The sequence below is a fragment of the Planococcus notacanthi genome, from assembly GCF_030407825.1.
GTDB lineage: Bacteria > Bacillota > Bacilli > Bacillales_A > Planococcaceae > Planococcus > Planococcus notacanthi.
Map to the genome: position 1 here is coordinate 321609 of NZ_JASDCQ010000004.1, position 17034 is coordinate 338642.

19 protein-coding genes are annotated in these 17034 nt (G+C 47.6%); 6 read left to right on the plus strand and 13 right to left on the minus strand.

Going from position 1 to position 17034, the window contains the following annotated elements; genetic code table 11:
• Positions 1 to 71 precede the first annotated feature (71 nt).
• From QMA01_RS14870 to QMA01_RS14890, 5 genes are all read right to left on the minus strand, one after another.
• Positions 72 to 1376 carry an ABC transporter substrate-binding protein gene (locus QMA01_RS14870; RefSeq protein WP_290185401.1) on the minus strand — a complete coding sequence of 435 codons (1305 nt, stop codon included), beginning with the start codon at positions 1374 to 1376 and terminating at the stop codon, positions 72 to 74.
• Positions 1377 to 1609: 233 nt separating this feature from the next.
• A complete protein-coding gene (locus QMA01_RS14875) occupies positions 1610 to 2485 on the minus strand; it encodes an ROK family protein (protein WP_290185399.1) in 876 nt (291 codons plus the stop codon).
• A 22-nt stretch (positions 2486 to 2507) separates the two neighbouring features.
• Positions 2508 to 4097: a glycoside hydrolase family 13 protein gene (locus QMA01_RS14880; protein WP_290215375.1), complete on the minus strand. Its 1590-nt coding sequence runs from the start codon at positions 4095 to 4097 to the stop codon at positions 2508 to 2510.
• Positions 4098 to 4484: 387 nt separating this feature from the next.
• Positions 4485 to 5051 carry an MEDS domain-containing protein gene (locus QMA01_RS14885; protein ID WP_290215376.1) on the minus strand — a complete coding sequence of 189 codons (567 nt, stop codon included), beginning with the start codon at positions 5049 to 5051 and terminating at the stop codon, positions 4485 to 4487.
• Between the two features lie 169 nt (positions 5052 to 5220).
• Positions 5221 to 5862, minus strand: a complete 642-nt coding sequence (locus QMA01_RS14890) for an alpha/beta family hydrolase (RefSeq protein ID WP_290215377.1) — start codon at positions 5860 to 5862, stop codon at positions 5221 to 5223.
• Positions 5863 to 5977: 115 nt separating this feature from the next.
• Between QMA01_RS14890 and QMA01_RS14895 the strand changes: the two genes are divergently transcribed.
• Entirely contained in the window at positions 5978 to 6538 is a 561-nt protein-coding gene (locus tag QMA01_RS14895; protein ID WP_290185391.1) for a maltose acetyltransferase domain-containing protein, read from the plus strand.
• A 32-nt stretch (positions 6539 to 6570) separates the two neighbouring features.
• Here the strand turns inward: QMA01_RS14895 and QMA01_RS14900 are convergent, their stop codons facing one another.
• The 3 genes from QMA01_RS14900 to QMA01_RS14910 form a co-directional block, all read right to left on the minus strand.
• Entirely contained in the window at positions 6571 to 7026 is a 456-nt protein-coding gene (locus QMA01_RS14900) for an alpha/beta hydrolase (RefSeq protein WP_290215378.1), read from the minus strand.
• Positions 7027 to 7657: 631 nt separating this feature from the next.
• Positions 7658 to 8641 carry an ornithine cyclodeaminase family protein gene (locus QMA01_RS14905; RefSeq protein ID WP_203341110.1) on the minus strand — a complete coding sequence of 328 codons (984 nt, stop codon included), beginning with the start codon at positions 8639 to 8641 and terminating at the stop codon, positions 7658 to 7660.
• Positions 8642 to 8671: 30 nt separating this feature from the next.
• Positions 8672 to 9982: an MFS transporter gene (locus QMA01_RS14910; protein WP_290215379.1), complete on the minus strand. Its 1311-nt coding sequence runs from the start codon at positions 9980 to 9982 to the stop codon at positions 8672 to 8674.
• 160 nt (positions 9983 to 10142) lie between these two features.
• Between QMA01_RS14910 and QMA01_RS14915 the strand changes: the two genes are divergently transcribed.
• Together QMA01_RS14915 and QMA01_RS14920 are read left to right on the plus strand one after the other, a co-directional pair.
• The gene (locus tag QMA01_RS14915; protein ID WP_290215380.1) at positions 10143 to 10661 is read left to right on the plus strand and encodes a helix-turn-helix domain-containing protein; all 519 of its coding nucleotides are present in this window, start codon (positions 10143 to 10145) and stop codon (positions 10659 to 10661) included.
• Between the two features lie 13 nt (positions 10662 to 10674).
• Positions 10675 to 11031 (plus strand): DUF1801 domain-containing protein, encoded by a 357-nt coding sequence (locus tag QMA01_RS14920; protein WP_203341113.1) that lies wholly within the window; start codon positions 10675 to 10677, stop codon positions 11029 to 11031.
• 210 nt (positions 11032 to 11241) lie between these two features.
• Here QMA01_RS14920 and QMA01_RS14925 read toward each other — a convergent pair whose 3' ends face one another.
• The 5 genes from QMA01_RS14925 to QMA01_RS14945 all read right to left on the minus strand — a co-directional run bounded on the left by QMA01_RS14925 (position 11242) and on the right by QMA01_RS14945 (position 15837).
• Positions 11242 to 11994: a class I SAM-dependent methyltransferase gene (locus QMA01_RS14925; protein ID WP_290215381.1), complete on the minus strand. Its 753-nt coding sequence runs from the start codon at positions 11992 to 11994 to the stop codon at positions 11242 to 11244.
• 18 nt (positions 11995 to 12012) lie between these two features.
• Positions 12013 to 12297 carry a DUF5316 domain-containing protein gene (locus tag QMA01_RS14930; RefSeq protein ID WP_290215382.1) on the minus strand — a complete coding sequence of 95 codons (285 nt, stop codon included), beginning with the start codon at positions 12295 to 12297 and terminating at the stop codon, positions 12013 to 12015.
• Positions 12298 to 13147: 850 nt separating this feature from the next.
• Complete coding sequence (locus QMA01_RS14935) at positions 13148 to 14170, minus strand: ABC transporter permease (protein ID WP_290215383.1); 1023 nt, start codon at positions 14168 to 14170, stop codon at positions 13148 to 13150.
• Positions 14167 to 14892: an ABC transporter ATP-binding protein gene (locus tag QMA01_RS14940; RefSeq protein WP_290215384.1), complete on the minus strand. Its 726-nt coding sequence runs from the start codon at positions 14890 to 14892 to the stop codon at positions 14167 to 14169. The genes QMA01_RS14935 and QMA01_RS14940 overlap by 4 nt, the downstream gene beginning before the upstream one ends.
• A gap of 405 nt (positions 14893 to 15297) precedes the next feature.
• On the minus strand, positions 15298 to 15837 hold the full coding sequence (locus QMA01_RS14945) for a GNAT family N-acetyltransferase (protein WP_290215385.1): 540 nt from the start codon (positions 15835 to 15837) through the stop codon (positions 15298 to 15300).
• A 178-nt stretch (positions 15838 to 16015) separates the two neighbouring features.
• Between QMA01_RS14945 and QMA01_RS14950 the strand changes: the two genes are divergently transcribed.
• The 3 genes from QMA01_RS14950 (at position 16016) to QMA01_RS14960 (ending at position 16969) form a co-directional block, all read left to right on the plus strand.
• Positions 16016 to 16258: an SHOCT domain-containing protein gene (locus QMA01_RS14950; protein ID WP_290185376.1), complete on the plus strand. Its 243-nt coding sequence runs from the start codon at positions 16016 to 16018 to the stop codon at positions 16256 to 16258.
• Between the two features lie 29 nt (positions 16259 to 16287).
• Positions 16288 to 16542, plus strand: coding sequence for an SHOCT domain-containing protein (locus QMA01_RS14955; protein WP_191716378.1), 255 nt, complete (start codon positions 16288 to 16290; stop codon positions 16540 to 16542).
• A 100-nt stretch (positions 16543 to 16642) separates the two neighbouring features.
• Complete coding sequence (locus tag QMA01_RS14960) at positions 16643 to 16969, plus strand: four-helix bundle copper-binding protein (RefSeq protein ID WP_191716379.1); 327 nt, start codon at positions 16643 to 16645, stop codon at positions 16967 to 16969.
• The last annotated feature ends 65 nt before the right edge of the window (positions 16970 to 17034 follow it).

Sequence of the window (17034 nt, forward strand, 5' to 3'; positions counted from 1 at the left end):
GTAACAAAACAAAGTAGCACAGAGGCTACTTTGTTTATCACGCTCATGATGAAAACCGGATTGTTATGTTATTATTCAGCTCTGCTTGTTTTCCAAGCTTCTTTAGCTGATTCGATGACTTCGTCCCAGCTTGCTTCGTCGCTCAAGTATTTTTGGATACTTGCGCCAAGTTCATCTTCACCCCATCCAGTCGGATAGCCCATGAACACCCAACCGATTGTGTTGCCTGACTCGGATGCATCATAAATCGCTTTCGACATTGGATCGGAGATTTTTGAAGTATCGTACCCTTCATAGGCAGGAATGAATTTAAAGTCTTCCACTACTGCTGTTTTTCCAGCGTCTGAAGTATAAAGCCAATCCAAGAATTCTTTTGATTCTCTGATGACATCTTCGTCCGCTTGTTTGTTTACGCCCCAGTACATCGGTACGCCAACCGGTAAGCCTGCGTTATCCAGACCTTCTACAGGAATCGGCATCAGGCCGACACCGCTGTCTGCAAGTTCAGGGTCAATTCCAGCGATTGAGCCGTAAGCCCAGTTTCCTTGTTGGATGATCGCTACACGCTCAAGAGAGAACAGTTCTTCGACTTGTTGAGAATAATCAAGGCTCACAGTCGGCTGTTTCGAATATTCGTTTTGCAGATCGACGATTTTCTTGTAACCGTCTGCGTATTTAAAGTCGACAGTTTCTGCGTCAAATGCCGCCAATACATTGTTGTCGAATTCAGGTGCCAGGAATGTATTCGATAAGTGAAGTCCTGTTACCCATGCTTCTTTTCCTGGAAAAGCAAAAACCGATTCAAGTCCTAATTCGTCTTTTTTCGAATCCAATGCTTTCACAGCTTCTTCAAGTGATGCGAAATCTGTGATGGACGCCGGATCGATTCCGGCTTCTTCAAACAGGCGTGTGTTGTAGATAAAGCCGTATCCTTCTTGGTTATAAGGAAGTCCAAGCACTTCAGATTCAACCGTTACGCCGTCCAGTGTGCCTTCAAGTGCGGCTCCCGCTGCTTTTGTTTCAGCCAAGTCAGACAAATTGTCTTTCCAGTCCGCAACGTCCTGAGGTCCACCGATGTTGAAGATTGCCGGTTCGTTTCCGGATGCAAAGCGTGAACGAAGTGCCGCGCCATAATCTTCTCCGCCCCCGACAGTAGTGATTTCAATATTGACGTCCGGGTTCTCTTTTTCGTAAAGCGCCACTACGTCTTCAAACTGGTCTTTAAATTCCACTTTGAACTGGAAAATATCAACCGTTACCTGATCTTCGCTTCCTGAACCTGAAGCTTCTTCCCCGTCGCTGCTGCACCCCGCCAATACTGCTGCCGACAACATCAATGATGCCACTAACCCCTTGCTGAACTTAAAATCCTTCATCCCAAACTCCCCCTTTTGGTTTTTATGCAATCGTTTGCACAAAGTCGTAAATAAAAAATGGAAACCCTCTGAACCGTGTTTCCAATAATTAATTATTTGTATCATACCACCATGAAAACGTTTGCACAATATGTAATTAAAAAATAATTTCTTTTTTTTTTGGTTAATTTGCGTTTTAGCACGAGCAGAAAAAAGCAGCAACAGCTCTTAGGCCGTCACTGCTTTTCTGCGGATCATTCATTTTCCAACACCAGCAATGCAGCACCTAAAATGCCTGCATCGTTTTCAAAACGCGCCACTTCCACTTGCAACGGATTCAATAACATCGGTTTGAGCTGCCGTTGGAAAGGCTCCATCCATAAGTCCGCTGCTTCGGAAACACCGCCGCCGATAATGACCATTTCCATATCAAATGCTGCCTGCAGGCTGCTGATGACAAGGGCCAAGTCGCCTGTAAACTCTTCCACTACTTTTTTTGCTGCCGGATCTTTCTCCGCATTCTCAAACAGTTCAGGCGGCGTGATGTCCAGCCCCGCTTCGCGGATCCGGCGGCGCAATGCCGTGCCGGAAACGTACATTTCGCTGCAGCCCAGTCTTCCGCATGCACATTTCACGCCATTTGGATAAAGGATCATATGGCCAAGTTCAGCTGCTCCTCCATGAGGGCCGCCGCTCAAAAGCTTTCCGTCCCATAACACGCCACCGCCAAGGCCTGTGCCGAGCGTTAAGACGACCACGCGGTCCAGTCCTTGCGCCGCACCAAACTTCGCTTCCGCAAGTGCGACAACATTTGCATCGTTTTCCACTTCGACGCGCTTTCCTGTTGCCTTCTCCAGCCATTCCTTAACTGGTGTGCCGGTCCAGCCCGGTAATGTTTCCGCAGCATAGATGACTTTGCCTTGCTTCGGATCGACAAAGCCATGTGTGCCGATGCCGATTGCATCGATTTCTGGCCTCGCCTCCAGCATGCGCAGGATATTCGCTTCCAGATACGGGTACAACGGAATCTCGGTTGGAATCTGTTCGTCGTATAAAATCTGTCCCTTGTCATCAATGACACCCATGCGGACTTTTGTTCCACCAATGTCGACGCCTAATACGTTTGCCATAGCTTTTCCTCCATTTACGCTTTTATTTGTAATAAACAACCGCTTCGTACGGTCTCAACAAAATATCCCCTTCACCGGCATCAGCTGAGTAATTGCCGATCAGCACATGGCCTTCAGGGCGAGCTGCCGCTTTTGGCTGGTCCGAAAAATTGCAGTAAACCGTCAGCAATTCATCATTCCATGAACGCGTGTAGGCAAACAGTTCATCGTCTTCGCGGTACTGCAGTTCAAAATTGCCGTGCGTGATGATGTCCATGTCTTTGCGGAAACCGATCAGTTTTTTGTAATACTGATAAATCGACTCTGGATCTTTATGCTGCAGAGCATTGATTTCCGTGTAATTCGGGTTCACTTTCAGCCAAGGCGTCCCGGTTGTAAATCCGCCGTTCGGCTCAGCCGACCATTGCATCGGCGTCCGGGCGTTGTCGCGGCTTTTAACATGAATTTTCTCCATAATGACAGCGTGCGGAATACCGACTTCGCTTTTTTCCGCGTACATATTCACTGTTTCGATGTCTTTGTAATCGGCAATCGAATCAAAGCGCACATTGGTCATCCCAAGTTCTTCGCCTTGGTAAATATAAGGCGTTCCTTGCATAAAATGAAGGCATGTAGCGAGCATCTTCGCCGATTCCACACGGTAGTCCGTGTCGTTGCCGAAACGGGAAACGATGCGTGGCTGGTCGTGGTTGTTCCAGTATAAACTGTTCCAGCCTTCATCATGGAGGCCATGCTGCCATTTTTCCAAATTCTCTTTCAAGTCCGTCAATTCCAGCGGCTTCAAATCCCATTTCTCGCCAGATGCCTGATCGAGCCCCATATGTTCAAATGTAAAAATCATATTGAGTTCGCGGTTTTCTGCAGCCGTGTACTCGCGCGCTTCTTTCGGCGTTGTGCCCGGCATTTCACCGACCGTAACAATATCGTATTGCGACAGCACCTGCTGGTTCATTTCTCTCAAGTAGGTGTGGACATTCGGACCATTCATGAATTGATGGCTGCCGTCGCCGCCCGGTGCATCATGCATGACCGGCACTTTTGAAATCATGTTGATGACGTCCATGCGGAAGCCATCTACCCCTTTATCGAGCCACCAACGCATCATTTCGTAGACCGCTTCACGCAATTCCGGATTGTCCCAATTTAAATCCGGCTGCTTTTTGGAAAACAAATGCAGGTAATACTGGCCGCGTTCTTTCTCGAATTCCCATGTCGAGCCACTGAAGAATGAACGCCAATTCGTCGGCTCGTCGCGCCATATGTAAAAGTCGGGATGGTTTTTGAACCATTCGTGTTCATCGGATGTGTGATTGACGACAAGGTCCATAACGAGTTTCATGCCGCGAGCATGAACCCCTTCCAGCAATTCATCAAAATCCGCCATGGTGCCGAATTCTTTCATGATTTGATAATAATCACGGATGTCATAGCCATTGTCATCGTTCGGCGAATCATAGACCGGCGACAACCAAAGAATGTCCACCCCAAGCTCATGCAAGTAATCAAGTTTTTGAATAATGCCTCTAATGTCGCCGATGCCGTCTCCATCCGAATCCATGAAACTCCTCGGATAAATTTGATACACCGTCGACTTTTTCCACCATTCTGCCATCAAAATCCCCTCTTCCCCTTAAAGTGAATATTATTCTAACATCATACATGAATTTGCAGAATTGCCAACTAAATGTTGGCAATTCATTGATTTTTATAAGCGTTTCGGTTGAAGATGACTAACGCTTTTTATTAGGATGCTTTCTTAAGAGGCGTCTTTCGCGGTAGGAGTGGCGATTGTTCATGTAGCAGCCCCACTTGGGCATGTAGCGAGACAAATTATCCTTGTAGAAAGCCGTAGATAGCAATAGCTCAGATAGATAACATTGACTGTTTCCGCTGAAATTTTTCCGATGGCGAGTCTAGCATAAATCAAAAAAACACTACCGGGCTTTCCCGGTAGTGTGAGGTTAACGATAGATTTTGCCACGTTTCACAGGCTATGTGATTAAGCTTCTGCTGCGGCATATAAATCTGAGACGACTACATCGTCTTCTACCAGAACATATGGATGCACTTCGAGCAGCATATTTTTAATATCTTTCGGCATTGATTTGTTTGCGTAGGCGCAAATCAGTGGAAATTCGTATTCTTTTACCGCAACATCGATGATCTTTTCAAAATCCTTCACCAAGTGGATCGGGTCTTCCATCGTCGCCCATTCTACATGCGCCCAAGATCTGAACGTGGCTTGTTTGGCCAGATAAGGTTCGATCGTTTTTTCAAAATACGCCTGAATCGCTGGCGGATGATAACTTCCGCTGGAATAATAAAAGTCATAACTTTTTACAAAATGGATGAATTCCATTTGCTGTTCAGAAAGTTGAAGCTTGAGTTCAGTTTGTATTTTGGGAGTCAAACGGGGATTTTCAATCAGAATGACATAATCTCCCGCTTCAACGCCGTGCTTGGCATAAGCCACGACTTGTTCGATATATTTTTCGGTTTCCTCATACGAATACAGGACGTGGACATCTCTGCATTCTTCAAATAATTGCAACATATTTTTGTTCAATTTATCACCCCTTCATCATTTTCAACTTCAGACAAAGTTTTACTAGGCTTATTATACAGAAAAAGAGAACACACGTCCTCTTATTTGTTTGTGGCTGGACTATAGCAGAATAAATACTACGACAAAGCTAAAAAAAAATACCACCCACAGTTATGCGGATGGTGGATGGTTAAAAGTTCTTAATTCCAGCGATGATTTGCTTTAACGCATCGATGGATTTGAGTGGATCGGTTTCGCAATCCAATCGGTGATTGATGTCAGGCAGCAATGTCGACTCCAGGCTCGGATTCGTTTTCAGCAATTCGAAAGCTCCCGGCGAGTAGTAGCGATCCTTATCGCCGATATAGCATTGGGCAGGATTCCTGCTGTTTACCATGGTGTTCAGTACGTCTTCTTGATTCATTAACGGCGTTACCCAAACGGCTTTGGCTTCGTTAAATTCCGGACGCTTCATTTCGGCAGCCATCGCAATGGTGCCGAGGGATTTGCCGATCAAGTAGAATTCCTGATAGTTTCTTCCTTTGAGCACTTCACTGATTACCAAACGCACATCCTGGACAATCGCTTCATTTAATTCTTTCATGGTGAACTCATCGTATGCTTTGTCTGTATATTGATAGTTGACCCGCAAGACGTCATAGTTTTGATTCAAGAAAATCTCTTCTGCAAAATGAAACATTGGACTTTTTGCGGTGTACCCCGCACCCGGCAAAAAGATCGCCAACTTCTTTGTATAATCCTCTGTCAGCACCACTGTGTAAGGAACCTCGATTCCTTTGTAGCCGATGACTTTGTTGTTAATTGCTTTCATAACTCCCACTCCTATCTCTCTCTATTATAAAGAATATTCCATAAGTTTACTAAATGTTTCCTGAATTAGCTATGATACAATCAGATTATCATGATTATTGCTGGGAGGTTGACGAATGAAAACGGAAAAAGAAAAGATGCTGGCTAGTGAAATGTATGATCCGCAGGATTCCGAGCTGCGCCAAAAACGCATGAATGCCCGCCGCCTTAGCCGCTTGTTCAATGTAACAACCGAAATGGATGGCCAGGACCGGACCATTCTGCTGAAAAAACTCTTTGGTTCAACCGGCGAATTGATCCATGTTGAACCGAATCTCCGCTGCGATTATGGTTTTAACATCCACGTCGGCAATAACTTCTACGCCAATTTCGATTGTGTGTTTCTGGATGTCTGCGAAATCAGGATCGGTGACAATTGCATGATTGCGCCGGGTGTCCACATTTACACAGCGACTCATCCGCTCGATCCGGTTGCCCGCAATTCCGGCAAAGAATTCGGCAAACCCGTCACCATCGGCCACAATGTTTGGATCGGCGGCCGTGCTGTCATCAATCCCGGCATCACTATCGGCGACAACGCCGTCATCGCTTCGGGTGCCGTGGTCACCAAAGATGTACCCGCCAATACCATCGTCGGCGGCAATCCCGCAAAACCAATCGGCCATATTGAAGAATAAAAGCGATGCGCATCGGCGCGTTGCTTTTTCGATTAAAATTTATCGATGTCTGCAATAATGTCCTGCAACATGCCAATGGAATCCACCGGCCTGTCCCCGTACTCCAAACTATGATTCAACCCGGGATACAATTTGGATGTCAGGTTTGGATTGGCCTCAAGCTTGCGGTAATTTTCTTCAGAATAATAACGATCCTGATCACCAATAAAACATAAGGCGGGATGAGGACTGTCAATCATCGCATTCAACACTCCCTGCTGGTCGATCAACGGTGTCAGCCAAATCAGCTTCGCTTTTTCAAACCGCCGCTTCTTAATTTCCAAACTCATCGCAATGGTTCCCAGCGACTTGCCTACTATGTAATACTCATCGTATTGAGCATCTAAAAAGAACTTATCCAAAACAGCAGCCACATCCACTTTGACTGCCTGGTCTAATTCTTCATTGGTAAAATCATCGTACTCTTTGTCTACATAACGATAGTCCACACACAGCACATCATAAACTCTGTTTAGATAGACTTCCTCTGTAAAATGAAACAACGGCGACGTGGTCTTGTATCCTGCTCCCGGAAAAAAATCGCCAAGGTTTTTGCCTTTCCAGAATTTCGAATAAAATTATAAGGGACTGTTATCCCTCTATACCCCAGAACGTCTCCTCTAATCAGCTTCACTTCTCCCACCTCTTTCCATCATTATACAAAATATCCCATGAAGTGTATAAGTTTTTATGAGAGTTTTGCATATTTATCCGTTTTCTTGAGATATCCCCTAAAAGCTTGTTGCTGCGTTCAACCATCTAGTTTGGAGTAAGCTCCTACCGCTTTTAGCAAAACGCAGTTCGCGCAGCCGAACTGCGTTTTTCGGCATTCTAGGTTTTGGATTGTTGGAGTTCCTGTAAAGATGAGAATATGTCAGGTAGAAACGCAAATAGTTCGTGTAGCCGCGAAGGCTTTAGGTAGAAACGAGATTTGTTCAGGTAAAGATCTTCACTCTTCATGTAGAATCGCAAATAGTTCAGGTAGCACCACAAAAATCTCATGTAAAACCCAAAACCTCCACATAATGAAAGGATCCCGTAAGCGCCAATTGCCGCTTACGGGATCCCCTCTTCAAAAAACTACAATTCCACTTTCATGCCCGCTCCGCTTGCTTCTGCTTTGCTGTAAACGCCTTTGGCGACGGCTAAGTCGAAATAAGCGGCGCCGACGCATTTGAAGAAAGTGATTTCGGATTCTGCTTCACGTCCGGCAATGTCGCCAGCAACCAATTGCGCAAGTTCTGCATGCAGCTGGTCGAATGACCAGGCGCCGCTTGCCGCGCTGTGGATCAGTTCGCCCGCTTCGTCTTTGACGCCGGCAATGTCATCCGCCACGATTTTATTGGCGCGCAGGATAGTGGTTTCGTCCATTTCACGCATGCTAGGCAAGTAAGAGCCGACGCCGTTGATATGCGTTCCTGGCTTCAAGTCTTCCCCGTTAAACACAGGCTCGTTCGAACGTGTCGCGCAGCAGATGATGTCTGCCTGTTGAACTGCCGACGAGACGATGGTCTCAACGACATATGGAATTTCCACACCGAATGCCACAAGGCTTTCCCCGAAGCGCTCCGCTTTTGCCGGCGTCCGGTTGACCAGGATGATCTTTTCGATTGGCCGCACCGCCAGTACGCCAAGCACCTGCTCAAATGCCATCGCGCCTGTGCCGATGACGGTCAGCACACGGCTTTCTTTGCGTGCCAACAAATCGGTGGCGATGCCGCTGAGCGCCCCTGTCCGCAAGCGGGTTAAATAAGAAGCGGTCATCATCGCGACATGCTCGCCATTGTCGCCGTCGGATAATAAGATGACGCCTTGCGTAGTCGGCTTGCCCTGTGCCGGATTTTCCGGGAAGATGGTGACGATTTTGACGCCAGAGATTTTATTCGCCATATCGGCACTCGGCATGTACAACGCCGATGCCTGCCTTTCGGGAAAATCAAGAACTGTACGATGCGGGCTGTTGATCTGCCCCTCTTGCTTGGCCCGAAGCATGTCCGTAACGTCACGGATGGCGTCTTCCATGTGGTATTGCTGCTGAATCTGCTGTTCGTTGATGATAAGCACAGTAAATAGCCCCCTAAAAAAATAAGCCGCTTAGACGCGGCTTTCTTTTGTTACTAAAGTTGGTTCCGGTTGAGCCTGTCTGCCGCTCAAATCCTTCACTGCCCAAATGGACAGGAGTGAAATGACCGCCGTCAGGATGATGTAAAGCGCTACCGGCACATAGGAATTATCGAATGTCGCCAATAGGAATGTTGCGACGAGCGGCGCTGTACCGCCTGCCAGTGCTGCACCGATCTGATAGCCTAATGTAACTCCAGTATAACGCACTTTGGCGTCGAAGATTTCTGAAAACATCGTGCCTAGCACTGCTGTAATCGGTGCCCAAATGATGCCAAGCCCGATGATCGTCGCGATAATCAATAAAGCTACAGACCCTTGCTGCAATAGCCAGAAATACGGGAAAGCGAATAGCGCCATCGCCACCGATCCTGTAATGTACATCTTTTTGCGGCCGACACGGTCGGATAATGCACCCATGATTGGAATTAAAATCGTTGTGATGACTGTCGCAATCATAACCGCCGCCAGCGTCGCCGTTCTTGAAAATTCAAGATTCGTTGTTGCATACGATACCACAAAAGTTCCGAAAATGTAGAATGGTGCCGTTTCAACAACTTTTGCCCCGATGGCAATCAATACTTCGCGCCAGTGGTATTTCAAGGTTTCCACAATCGGCACTTTTGGAATTTCACCGGATGCCTGAACGGCTTTAAATTCCGGCGTTTCATCAATGCCTTTACGGATCCATAATCCGAAGACTACCAGGAACGCACTCAAGATGAACGGTACGCGCCAGCCCCAGCTCATGAATGCCGCTTCCGGCAATAAAGTCATGATGTACAACGCCAAGGTTCCCATAACCATCCCGATGGTGACGCCCATTTGCGGAATACTGCCGAAAAATCCGCGTCTTTCAGGCGGTGCGTATTCCGTTGCAAGCAACAGCGCCCCTCCCCACTCGCCGCCGATGCCAAGTCCTTGAATCAAGCGAAGCGAAATCAACAGAATGGGTGCTGCAACCCCAATTGCCTGGTATGTCGGCAATAACCCCATAGCGAACGTGGCAAATCCCATTAAACTTAAGGTGATGACCAGCGTCTTTTTGCGGCCGATGCGGTCGCCGATATGGCTGAAGATGATGCCGCCGAATGGACGGATAAAGAATGATAAGGCAAAAGATGCATAAGCGAGCATCAGCCCGACCGTCGGATCTTCATTGACGAAAAACAATTGATTGAATACCAAAGCTGCCATCGTACCGTACAGGAAATAATCAAACCATTCAATCGAACTTCCTACCAGACTTGCTGTCAATACTTTGCGTGTTTGTTTTTTATCCATTCTATTTCCCCCTTGCGAATAAATTGAAGTGACACTTTAATTCTCCCTTTTCAACAGTTTAGTCAGTTAGCAATATTCTGTCAATATCTTGTCATAATTTTATTTCTCCACCATCTACGGTATGATGAAAACAGAACATTTAGCAAAGAGGGGTTTCTGCATGTCGGACGGAACAATTGGGATTACACTGAAAAGCCTTCGCAAGGAGCGCAAGATGACATTAAAAGAGCTAGCGGAACAAACGGATGTCTCCATCAGTTTCCTGTCGCAGGTTGAACGCGGCAAATCAAGCGTGACGCTGGAATCGCTGCGCAAAATAGCGGATGCCCTGAACGTGGACCCCAGCCTGTTTTTTACGAATGAAACCGAGGAAATCGATTGGGCCGAGCGCCTCGAACGGTTTTATTACAAAGATTTGTCACAAGGAGTAAAAGAAGCCAGCTTTGTACCAATGCTGGTGACCTTGAAGCCGGGTGATTCGGAAGGCAATCCTTTTGCGCACAGCGGCTACGAGTTTTTATTTGTGGTGGATGGGGTGTTGACTGTGGAAGTCGAAGGCGAACGCACCGAGCTCGCCCAGCAGCAGTCGATCCTGTTCGATGCACGCCAAAAACATTATTGGTTCAACTTAACGGAACAAGATGTACGGTTTTTACTGGTATCATCCAAAACGAATTAAGGGGAGTCCGTCTATGCATCCAATCAAAGATCCGCAAGTAGATGAATTTATCGAAGCGTTGGAAAGCCCGACACAGGAAATCGTGGCGCAGCTGCGCACATTGGTGTTCGAAGCCTATCCCGAAATGGACGAAGGCTTTAAATGGGCTAAGCCGAGCTACGCCAAAGAAGGGCTGGTGTGCTATATGCAGACCGCCAAAAACCACGTCAACTTCGGTTTCTACCGGGGCGCCGAACTTCGCGACGAATCCAATCTACTGGAAGGCGACGGCAAAAAAATGCGTCATGTCCGGCTGAACCGGGCCGATGACATCCAGGCGGATGAGCTGAAGCTGCTGATTTGGGATGCAGTGGAATTGAATCGGAAATAACGAAAAGCGGAAGCGCCCATGTAGATTCGACGGGCATAAGACGCATTGGCGAAGCGGCATTTCTTCAGCCGCATAGCCAAGGGGGCTTATGACTCTAGAATCTGGGCGCTGGAGTCTGAACGATAAGAAAAGCGAAGGCAGCCAAATTGCTGCACATTGAAAAATAACCTTAAACACATAAAAAAACGAGGCGCAATCCGCCTCGTTTTTCTATTTTATTGCTTCAAAAGTGATGATGGAATCTGCATTTTTTGGATACTGGCCAAATTGATAGCCTGATGAGATGCTGATGTTGTTGAAACCGACTTTCTCCAGAACCGCCTTGAATTCCTCAACGCCATACCAACGCATCGGATAACGTTCAAGTTCTGTTTCGACAAGCCGTCCTTCACGCCAACGTTCGTATCGCCCTTGCGAAATGAAGTATTGCCGGATCCAGTCCACTTCGATTTTCTTGCTTTCCACTGTCAGCGTATCGCCGTTCGCAGCTTGCCACGTCCGCGTCGACGTTTTCTCCAGTTCGATGTTTGAAGGCACATGCAAATCGACAATCAAGCGGCCGCCTGCTTCCAAATGGTGATGGAAATTGCGCAACGCCTGCACCGATGCCTCGCGTTCATGAAGCAACAGGAAGGTCCCTGTCGGAATGACAATAGCTGCATACTTTGCATCCATCGAGAACGACTCCATTTTAGCATTGAACAATTTCGGCTCCAGCCCCCGCGCTTTGCAATTGGCACGGCACGTATCCAGCATTTCCTCGGATAAATCAAAGCCGTCCACCTGGAAGCCTTTTTCCAGCATGGGCACGAGCATGCGTCCCGTTCCTGTCGCCGGCTCCAGAATGCGTCCGTTGCAGGAAGCGAGCCGCTCCAAATAATATTCTATGTCCCCGAACGAACTGCCGATCGGCTTATCGAGGTCATAAACTTCTGACGACAACCTGCTGTAATACCCTAACACCCCCTCACCCCATCCGCTTTATGAAATCACAAATAAGTTAACAATGACTGCGATGATATTCGGTACAGCTAACAATACCCAATTTTTCATTTTCGTTACGCGCTGCTGCTTTTCGCGGCGTTTTTCTGAACTTGTTGTTCTTGTGGACTTATTTTTGCCGGTGCCCAATGCCAAGACGCCCCAAATTAATGCAACGCCTGCAACGATGCCGCTGATGATGTAGACCAGTGACCAATCGTTCATCAAATAGGCCACCAACACGCCGATCAAAGCGATGACTGTTCCAGTTAAAAAGTATTTCATGCTATTGCTCTCTCCTTTAGATGCTGTGGATGGTTAAAACTTCCCTGCACATCAATTTTATCAAATGTCACCCGATAGAGGTAGCTGTTAACGAGGATTTTTGAATCCCGGCTCGAGCGGATGGGTTGTTAGAAGGTGATTTGAAGTTTCTACATGACTAATTCAGCCGGCTATATGAGCTATTCAGGTTCTTAAAGGGGTTTTGTCTTTCTACCTGAACATAGCACGTTGCTACATGACTAGCTGGGGTTTCTACCTCGTTAATTCATCCCGCTACATGAGCTATTCCACTCTCTACATGAATTCCACACCTCTACATGAACATTTCGCGTTGCTACACGACTAGCTGGAGTTTCTACCTTAGTAATTCATCCCGCTACATGAGCTATTTCACTCTCTACACGAATTCCATATCCCTACATGAACACTCCACGTTTCTACCTCACTATCTGGAGCTTCTACCTCACTAATTCAGCCGGCCACCTGAACTATTTCACTCTCTACATGAATTCCACATCCCTACATGAACACTCCACGTTTCTACCTCACTATCTGGAGCTCCTACCTCACTAATTCAGCCGGCCACCTGAACTATTTCACTCTCTACATGAATTCCACACCTCTACATGAACACTCCACGTTTCTACCTCACTATCCGCCCCTGCTACCTCAACTATCCAGCTCCCTACAAGCCTCAAGAATTCCAACCCCGTTCAAGCCCGAAAAATGATGCAGTCCGCCTGCGTGACCTGCAAATCAACCACTTAAAATCCCTCTCCTCATAAAGTCGGCTGCTTTAACCTAAAGAATCGCAAAAGCCGCCCGCCGCAGCGAACAGCTTGCTTTGATTTCATAATTTGCGGTACCGCTTTAAAGCGATGATGTTCAGGAAGATGAAAACCGCTGCAAAAGTAGCGAGTGCCAGCAAATTGCTGGAAACATCCGCCAACCCTTCCCCTCTGTACATGATGGCTTTCAAGGCATCGGCCGCATAGTACAGCGGCATGATGCGGCTGATGTTCTGCAGCCAATCTGCCATGCCTTCGAGCGGGATGATGCCGGCGAAGAAGATTTGTGGAACGACGACAATCGGGATGAACTGGACCATTTGGAATTCGGAGGATGCAAAAGTCGACAGCAAAATGCCGAGCGACAAGGCCACCAACGCCAGCATAAGATTTATCACGATGACGTGCCACACTTGGCCGACCATGACCATCTCCAAAACCCGAATGGAATAAAACACCACAATGATGGTTTGGATGATGGCGAAAATCCCGAAACCGATCAAATAGGCGAAAACGATTTCCCAGCGCCGGATTGGCGTCGCCAGCAATCGCTCCAAGGTTCCGGACACCCGTTCTTTCAACAAACCGATTCCCGAAATCAAGAAGACGAAAAAGAAAACGAAAAAGCCCACAAGTATCGGTCCGAGAACATCAAAGAATTCCGTCTCCGCATCTCCATAAATGTATTCCGCTTCAATGCTTGCAGGGACTCCCGCTCCCCCTTGCATAGCGGCAGCTTGTGTCACCTGCATCAATAAAGCCCGTGATGTGCCTGGGTCATTGTTTTCCAATGTCACCTGAAAACCGCCATCGTTTATTTCCAGCAAGCCGTCCAATTCATCTTCGATGACGGTTTGATTATCGGCTTCACTATAGGGAACCACATCAATCGACGCATTTTCCAAAGCAACGGTGAGCAGCTCAGTGCCGCCGACAACGCCAAGCCGCGGGTTTTCATTATCGCCGTTGAAAAAGAAATACATCAGGGTCAGGACGATGAGCGGCGCAAAAAACAGCAATGCCATTGTCCGCTTGTCGCGCAGCAGCTGCAGCATGATCCGTTTAATCAGTGCCAAAATTCTCATTGCGCACCCCTTCCTGCCTGCAGAAAGACGCCTTCCAAATCAACTGCTCCATATGCAGCCTTTAATTCGTCCGGCGTGCCAGTTGCCAGGATTCCGCCTTCACGAACCATGGCGATGCGATCGCATTTTTCCGCTTCATCCATAACATGCGTTGTTACAATGATGGTTTTTCCCTGCTGGCGTTTCAAAAGCATCAATTCGTTCCAAATCGACAATCGAAGTTCCGGATCGATGCCGACAGTCGGCTCGTCCAGAATCAAAATTTGCGGATCGTGGACCAAAGCGATAGCCAGCGACAATCGGCGCTTCATGCCTCCCGAATAAGCAGCTACTTTCTTGCCAAGTTCATCAGTCAACTGGACCAAATCCGCTGCATAGGCGAGGCGTTCTTTCAGCAATACCTGATTCATTTTGTAAAGTGAAGCGAAAAAGCGCAGGTTTTCCCTGCCCGTCAGTTCCGGATACAAAGCGTCGGATTGCGCCATGTAGCCGATGTCTTGAAGCAACGACAAATTGGGCACTTGTTTGCCGAGCACCTCTACCATACCACCGCTCGGTGAATCGATGCCGACAATCATCTTCACCAAAGTGGTTTTCCCCGAACCCGATGGACCGATCAATCCGAAAATCTCGCCGCCTGCAACTTGCAGGTCGACTTCTTTGAGCACTGCCGTTTTCCCAAAGGTTTTGCTGAGTTTATTGATGGAGATGCTGGTGTCCACATGCATTCCCTCCAGTCAGAATAAAAACCTGTTGATACTTTGTATTCTACGCTCATTTTTAAAAAAGCAAAGCAGCGGGTTTACTGCTTTGCTTTTGGGTAATAGGGTAATGAAAGTGTATAAGAATCATCAGCATAGAACGGGCGCCTCTGCTTTTCTTTGTCCAGACTCCGGCAGCCAGCTCCTCGAGTCGCTTCAGCCTTTCCAGAAATGGCTGAAGAAACGCCATTACCGGCAAGGCCTCCAGCGCTTGTCGGAGTTAAACGGCCGCCTCCGCTTTTCCTTGTCCAGACTCCGGCAGCCAGCTCCTCGGGATGTAAGCCAATCTGGCTGTGCGACTGAAAACACGCCGCTTCGCCAGATCGTCTTACACCCGGCAGAGCTAAACGGCCGCCTCCGCTTTTCCTATTCCCATTCAGAGGCCAACATCCCATACACCACATGGTCAACATAGTGGTCGTACAGCCATTCGGCTTGTCGGATGGTGCCTTCTTCGGTATAGCCGAGGCGTTCAGGAATGCTGCGGCTTTTGTGGTTGTCGACTGCTGCACGGATCTCGACTTTATTCAACTGGAGATCTTTCAGCGCATAATCGGTCAAGGCTTTGGCGACGCGGGTCATGATGCCATTTCCTTGGTATTCATGGCCCAGCCAGTAGCCGATGTAGGCTGTCTTGTTGGCATGGTTGATGTTGTTGAAACCTGCGATTCCGACGATTTCCCATTGATAGAGAATCACTGCGCCCAGGCTTTTTCCTTCAACAAAGTTGCTGCTGCCGGACTTGATGAAGTCTTGGGTATCCTGCAATTTAGTGGTGAAATCTAGCCATGGCAGCCACTCTTTCAAATAGTCCCGCGAGGCATCAGTTAGTTCGAAAATCCGTTCGGCATCCCGCATTTCCTGAAGTTTGAGGGACAGGTCTTCGTCAATTTTATGTATGAACATGGCGGTTCCTCCTTTTTATATGTAGACCATCGTAGCATACCTATCAGAATTTTCCATCCGTAATTTTTTGCGCAGGAAAAACCTAATTTGTAGATTTGTGCTCTTATTCACATGGTGAAACGTGTAAAATGAATAGAGAACAAAGCGTGACTTTATTTCAGGGAGGAGCGTGAAGAGTATGGAAACCGTCGACCCCGGAATTCCGTTATACTTGTGGATGTTTTTATTCTTGATGTTTCTGGTGATGGCGTTTATCGGCTTGGTCATCTACACGAGCCGCAAAAGCATGCCACGCGACATTCTGCCGCCACAGAATAAGCAATCCAAGCTGCTGGCGGAACAGTATGCCAATGGCGAAATCAGCGAAGAAGAATATCGGAAACGCATGAAAGAGTTGGAGAAACAATCCACCAAACCATAACGTCTGTTACAGAAAGGAAGTTGGAGACCATGGGAGAGTTTTTCACGCCGGGCAACCCGGCACTTGGCGTAACCATCGCTGTTGGATTTATCGTTCTGTTAGCCGGAATCGGAACATTGCTTTGGCTGACGTTGCTTAAAGCACGCAAAAAATCAGCCAGTACAGAGCCAAGCGGACCGAACCGAGCGGTTGATGCGCTGCATCAGAGCTATATCAACGGCGAAATCACCAAGGAAGAATACAATGAACAACTGCGTGATTTAAAAGGGCCGCCAAAAAACTGATTGTGCAGTTTTTGTGGAGTTTCTCGATTTCCGTTTAATTAGCAAGTGAAAGGGAAATCAAAAAGAGAAGCAACAAAATCTGAAACTGGAGGTTTTATTGATGGCACATGAACAACATGCAGAACTGATTAAAACCTTGCACGATTGCGCAGCAGCGTGCAACCACTGTTTTGACGCGTGCTTACAGGAAGACGATGTGAAGATGATGGCGCAATGCATTCGCTTGGACCGGGAATGTGCAGATATTTGTGCGTATCTGGAACACGCCATTACCCGCAACTCTCCATTCGTTGCTGAGTTGGCACAAGCTTGCGCAGCCATTTGTGAAGCATGCGGCGATGAATGTGCGAAACACGATCATGACCACTGCCAAAAATGTGCGGAGGCCTGCAAGAAATGTGCAGAAGCTTGCCGCAGCGTAGCTTAATCTTTTACTGAAAGCCCGGCTGCTGGGAGATTCCCGGCAGCCGGGCTTTTATGATGGCAGGAATA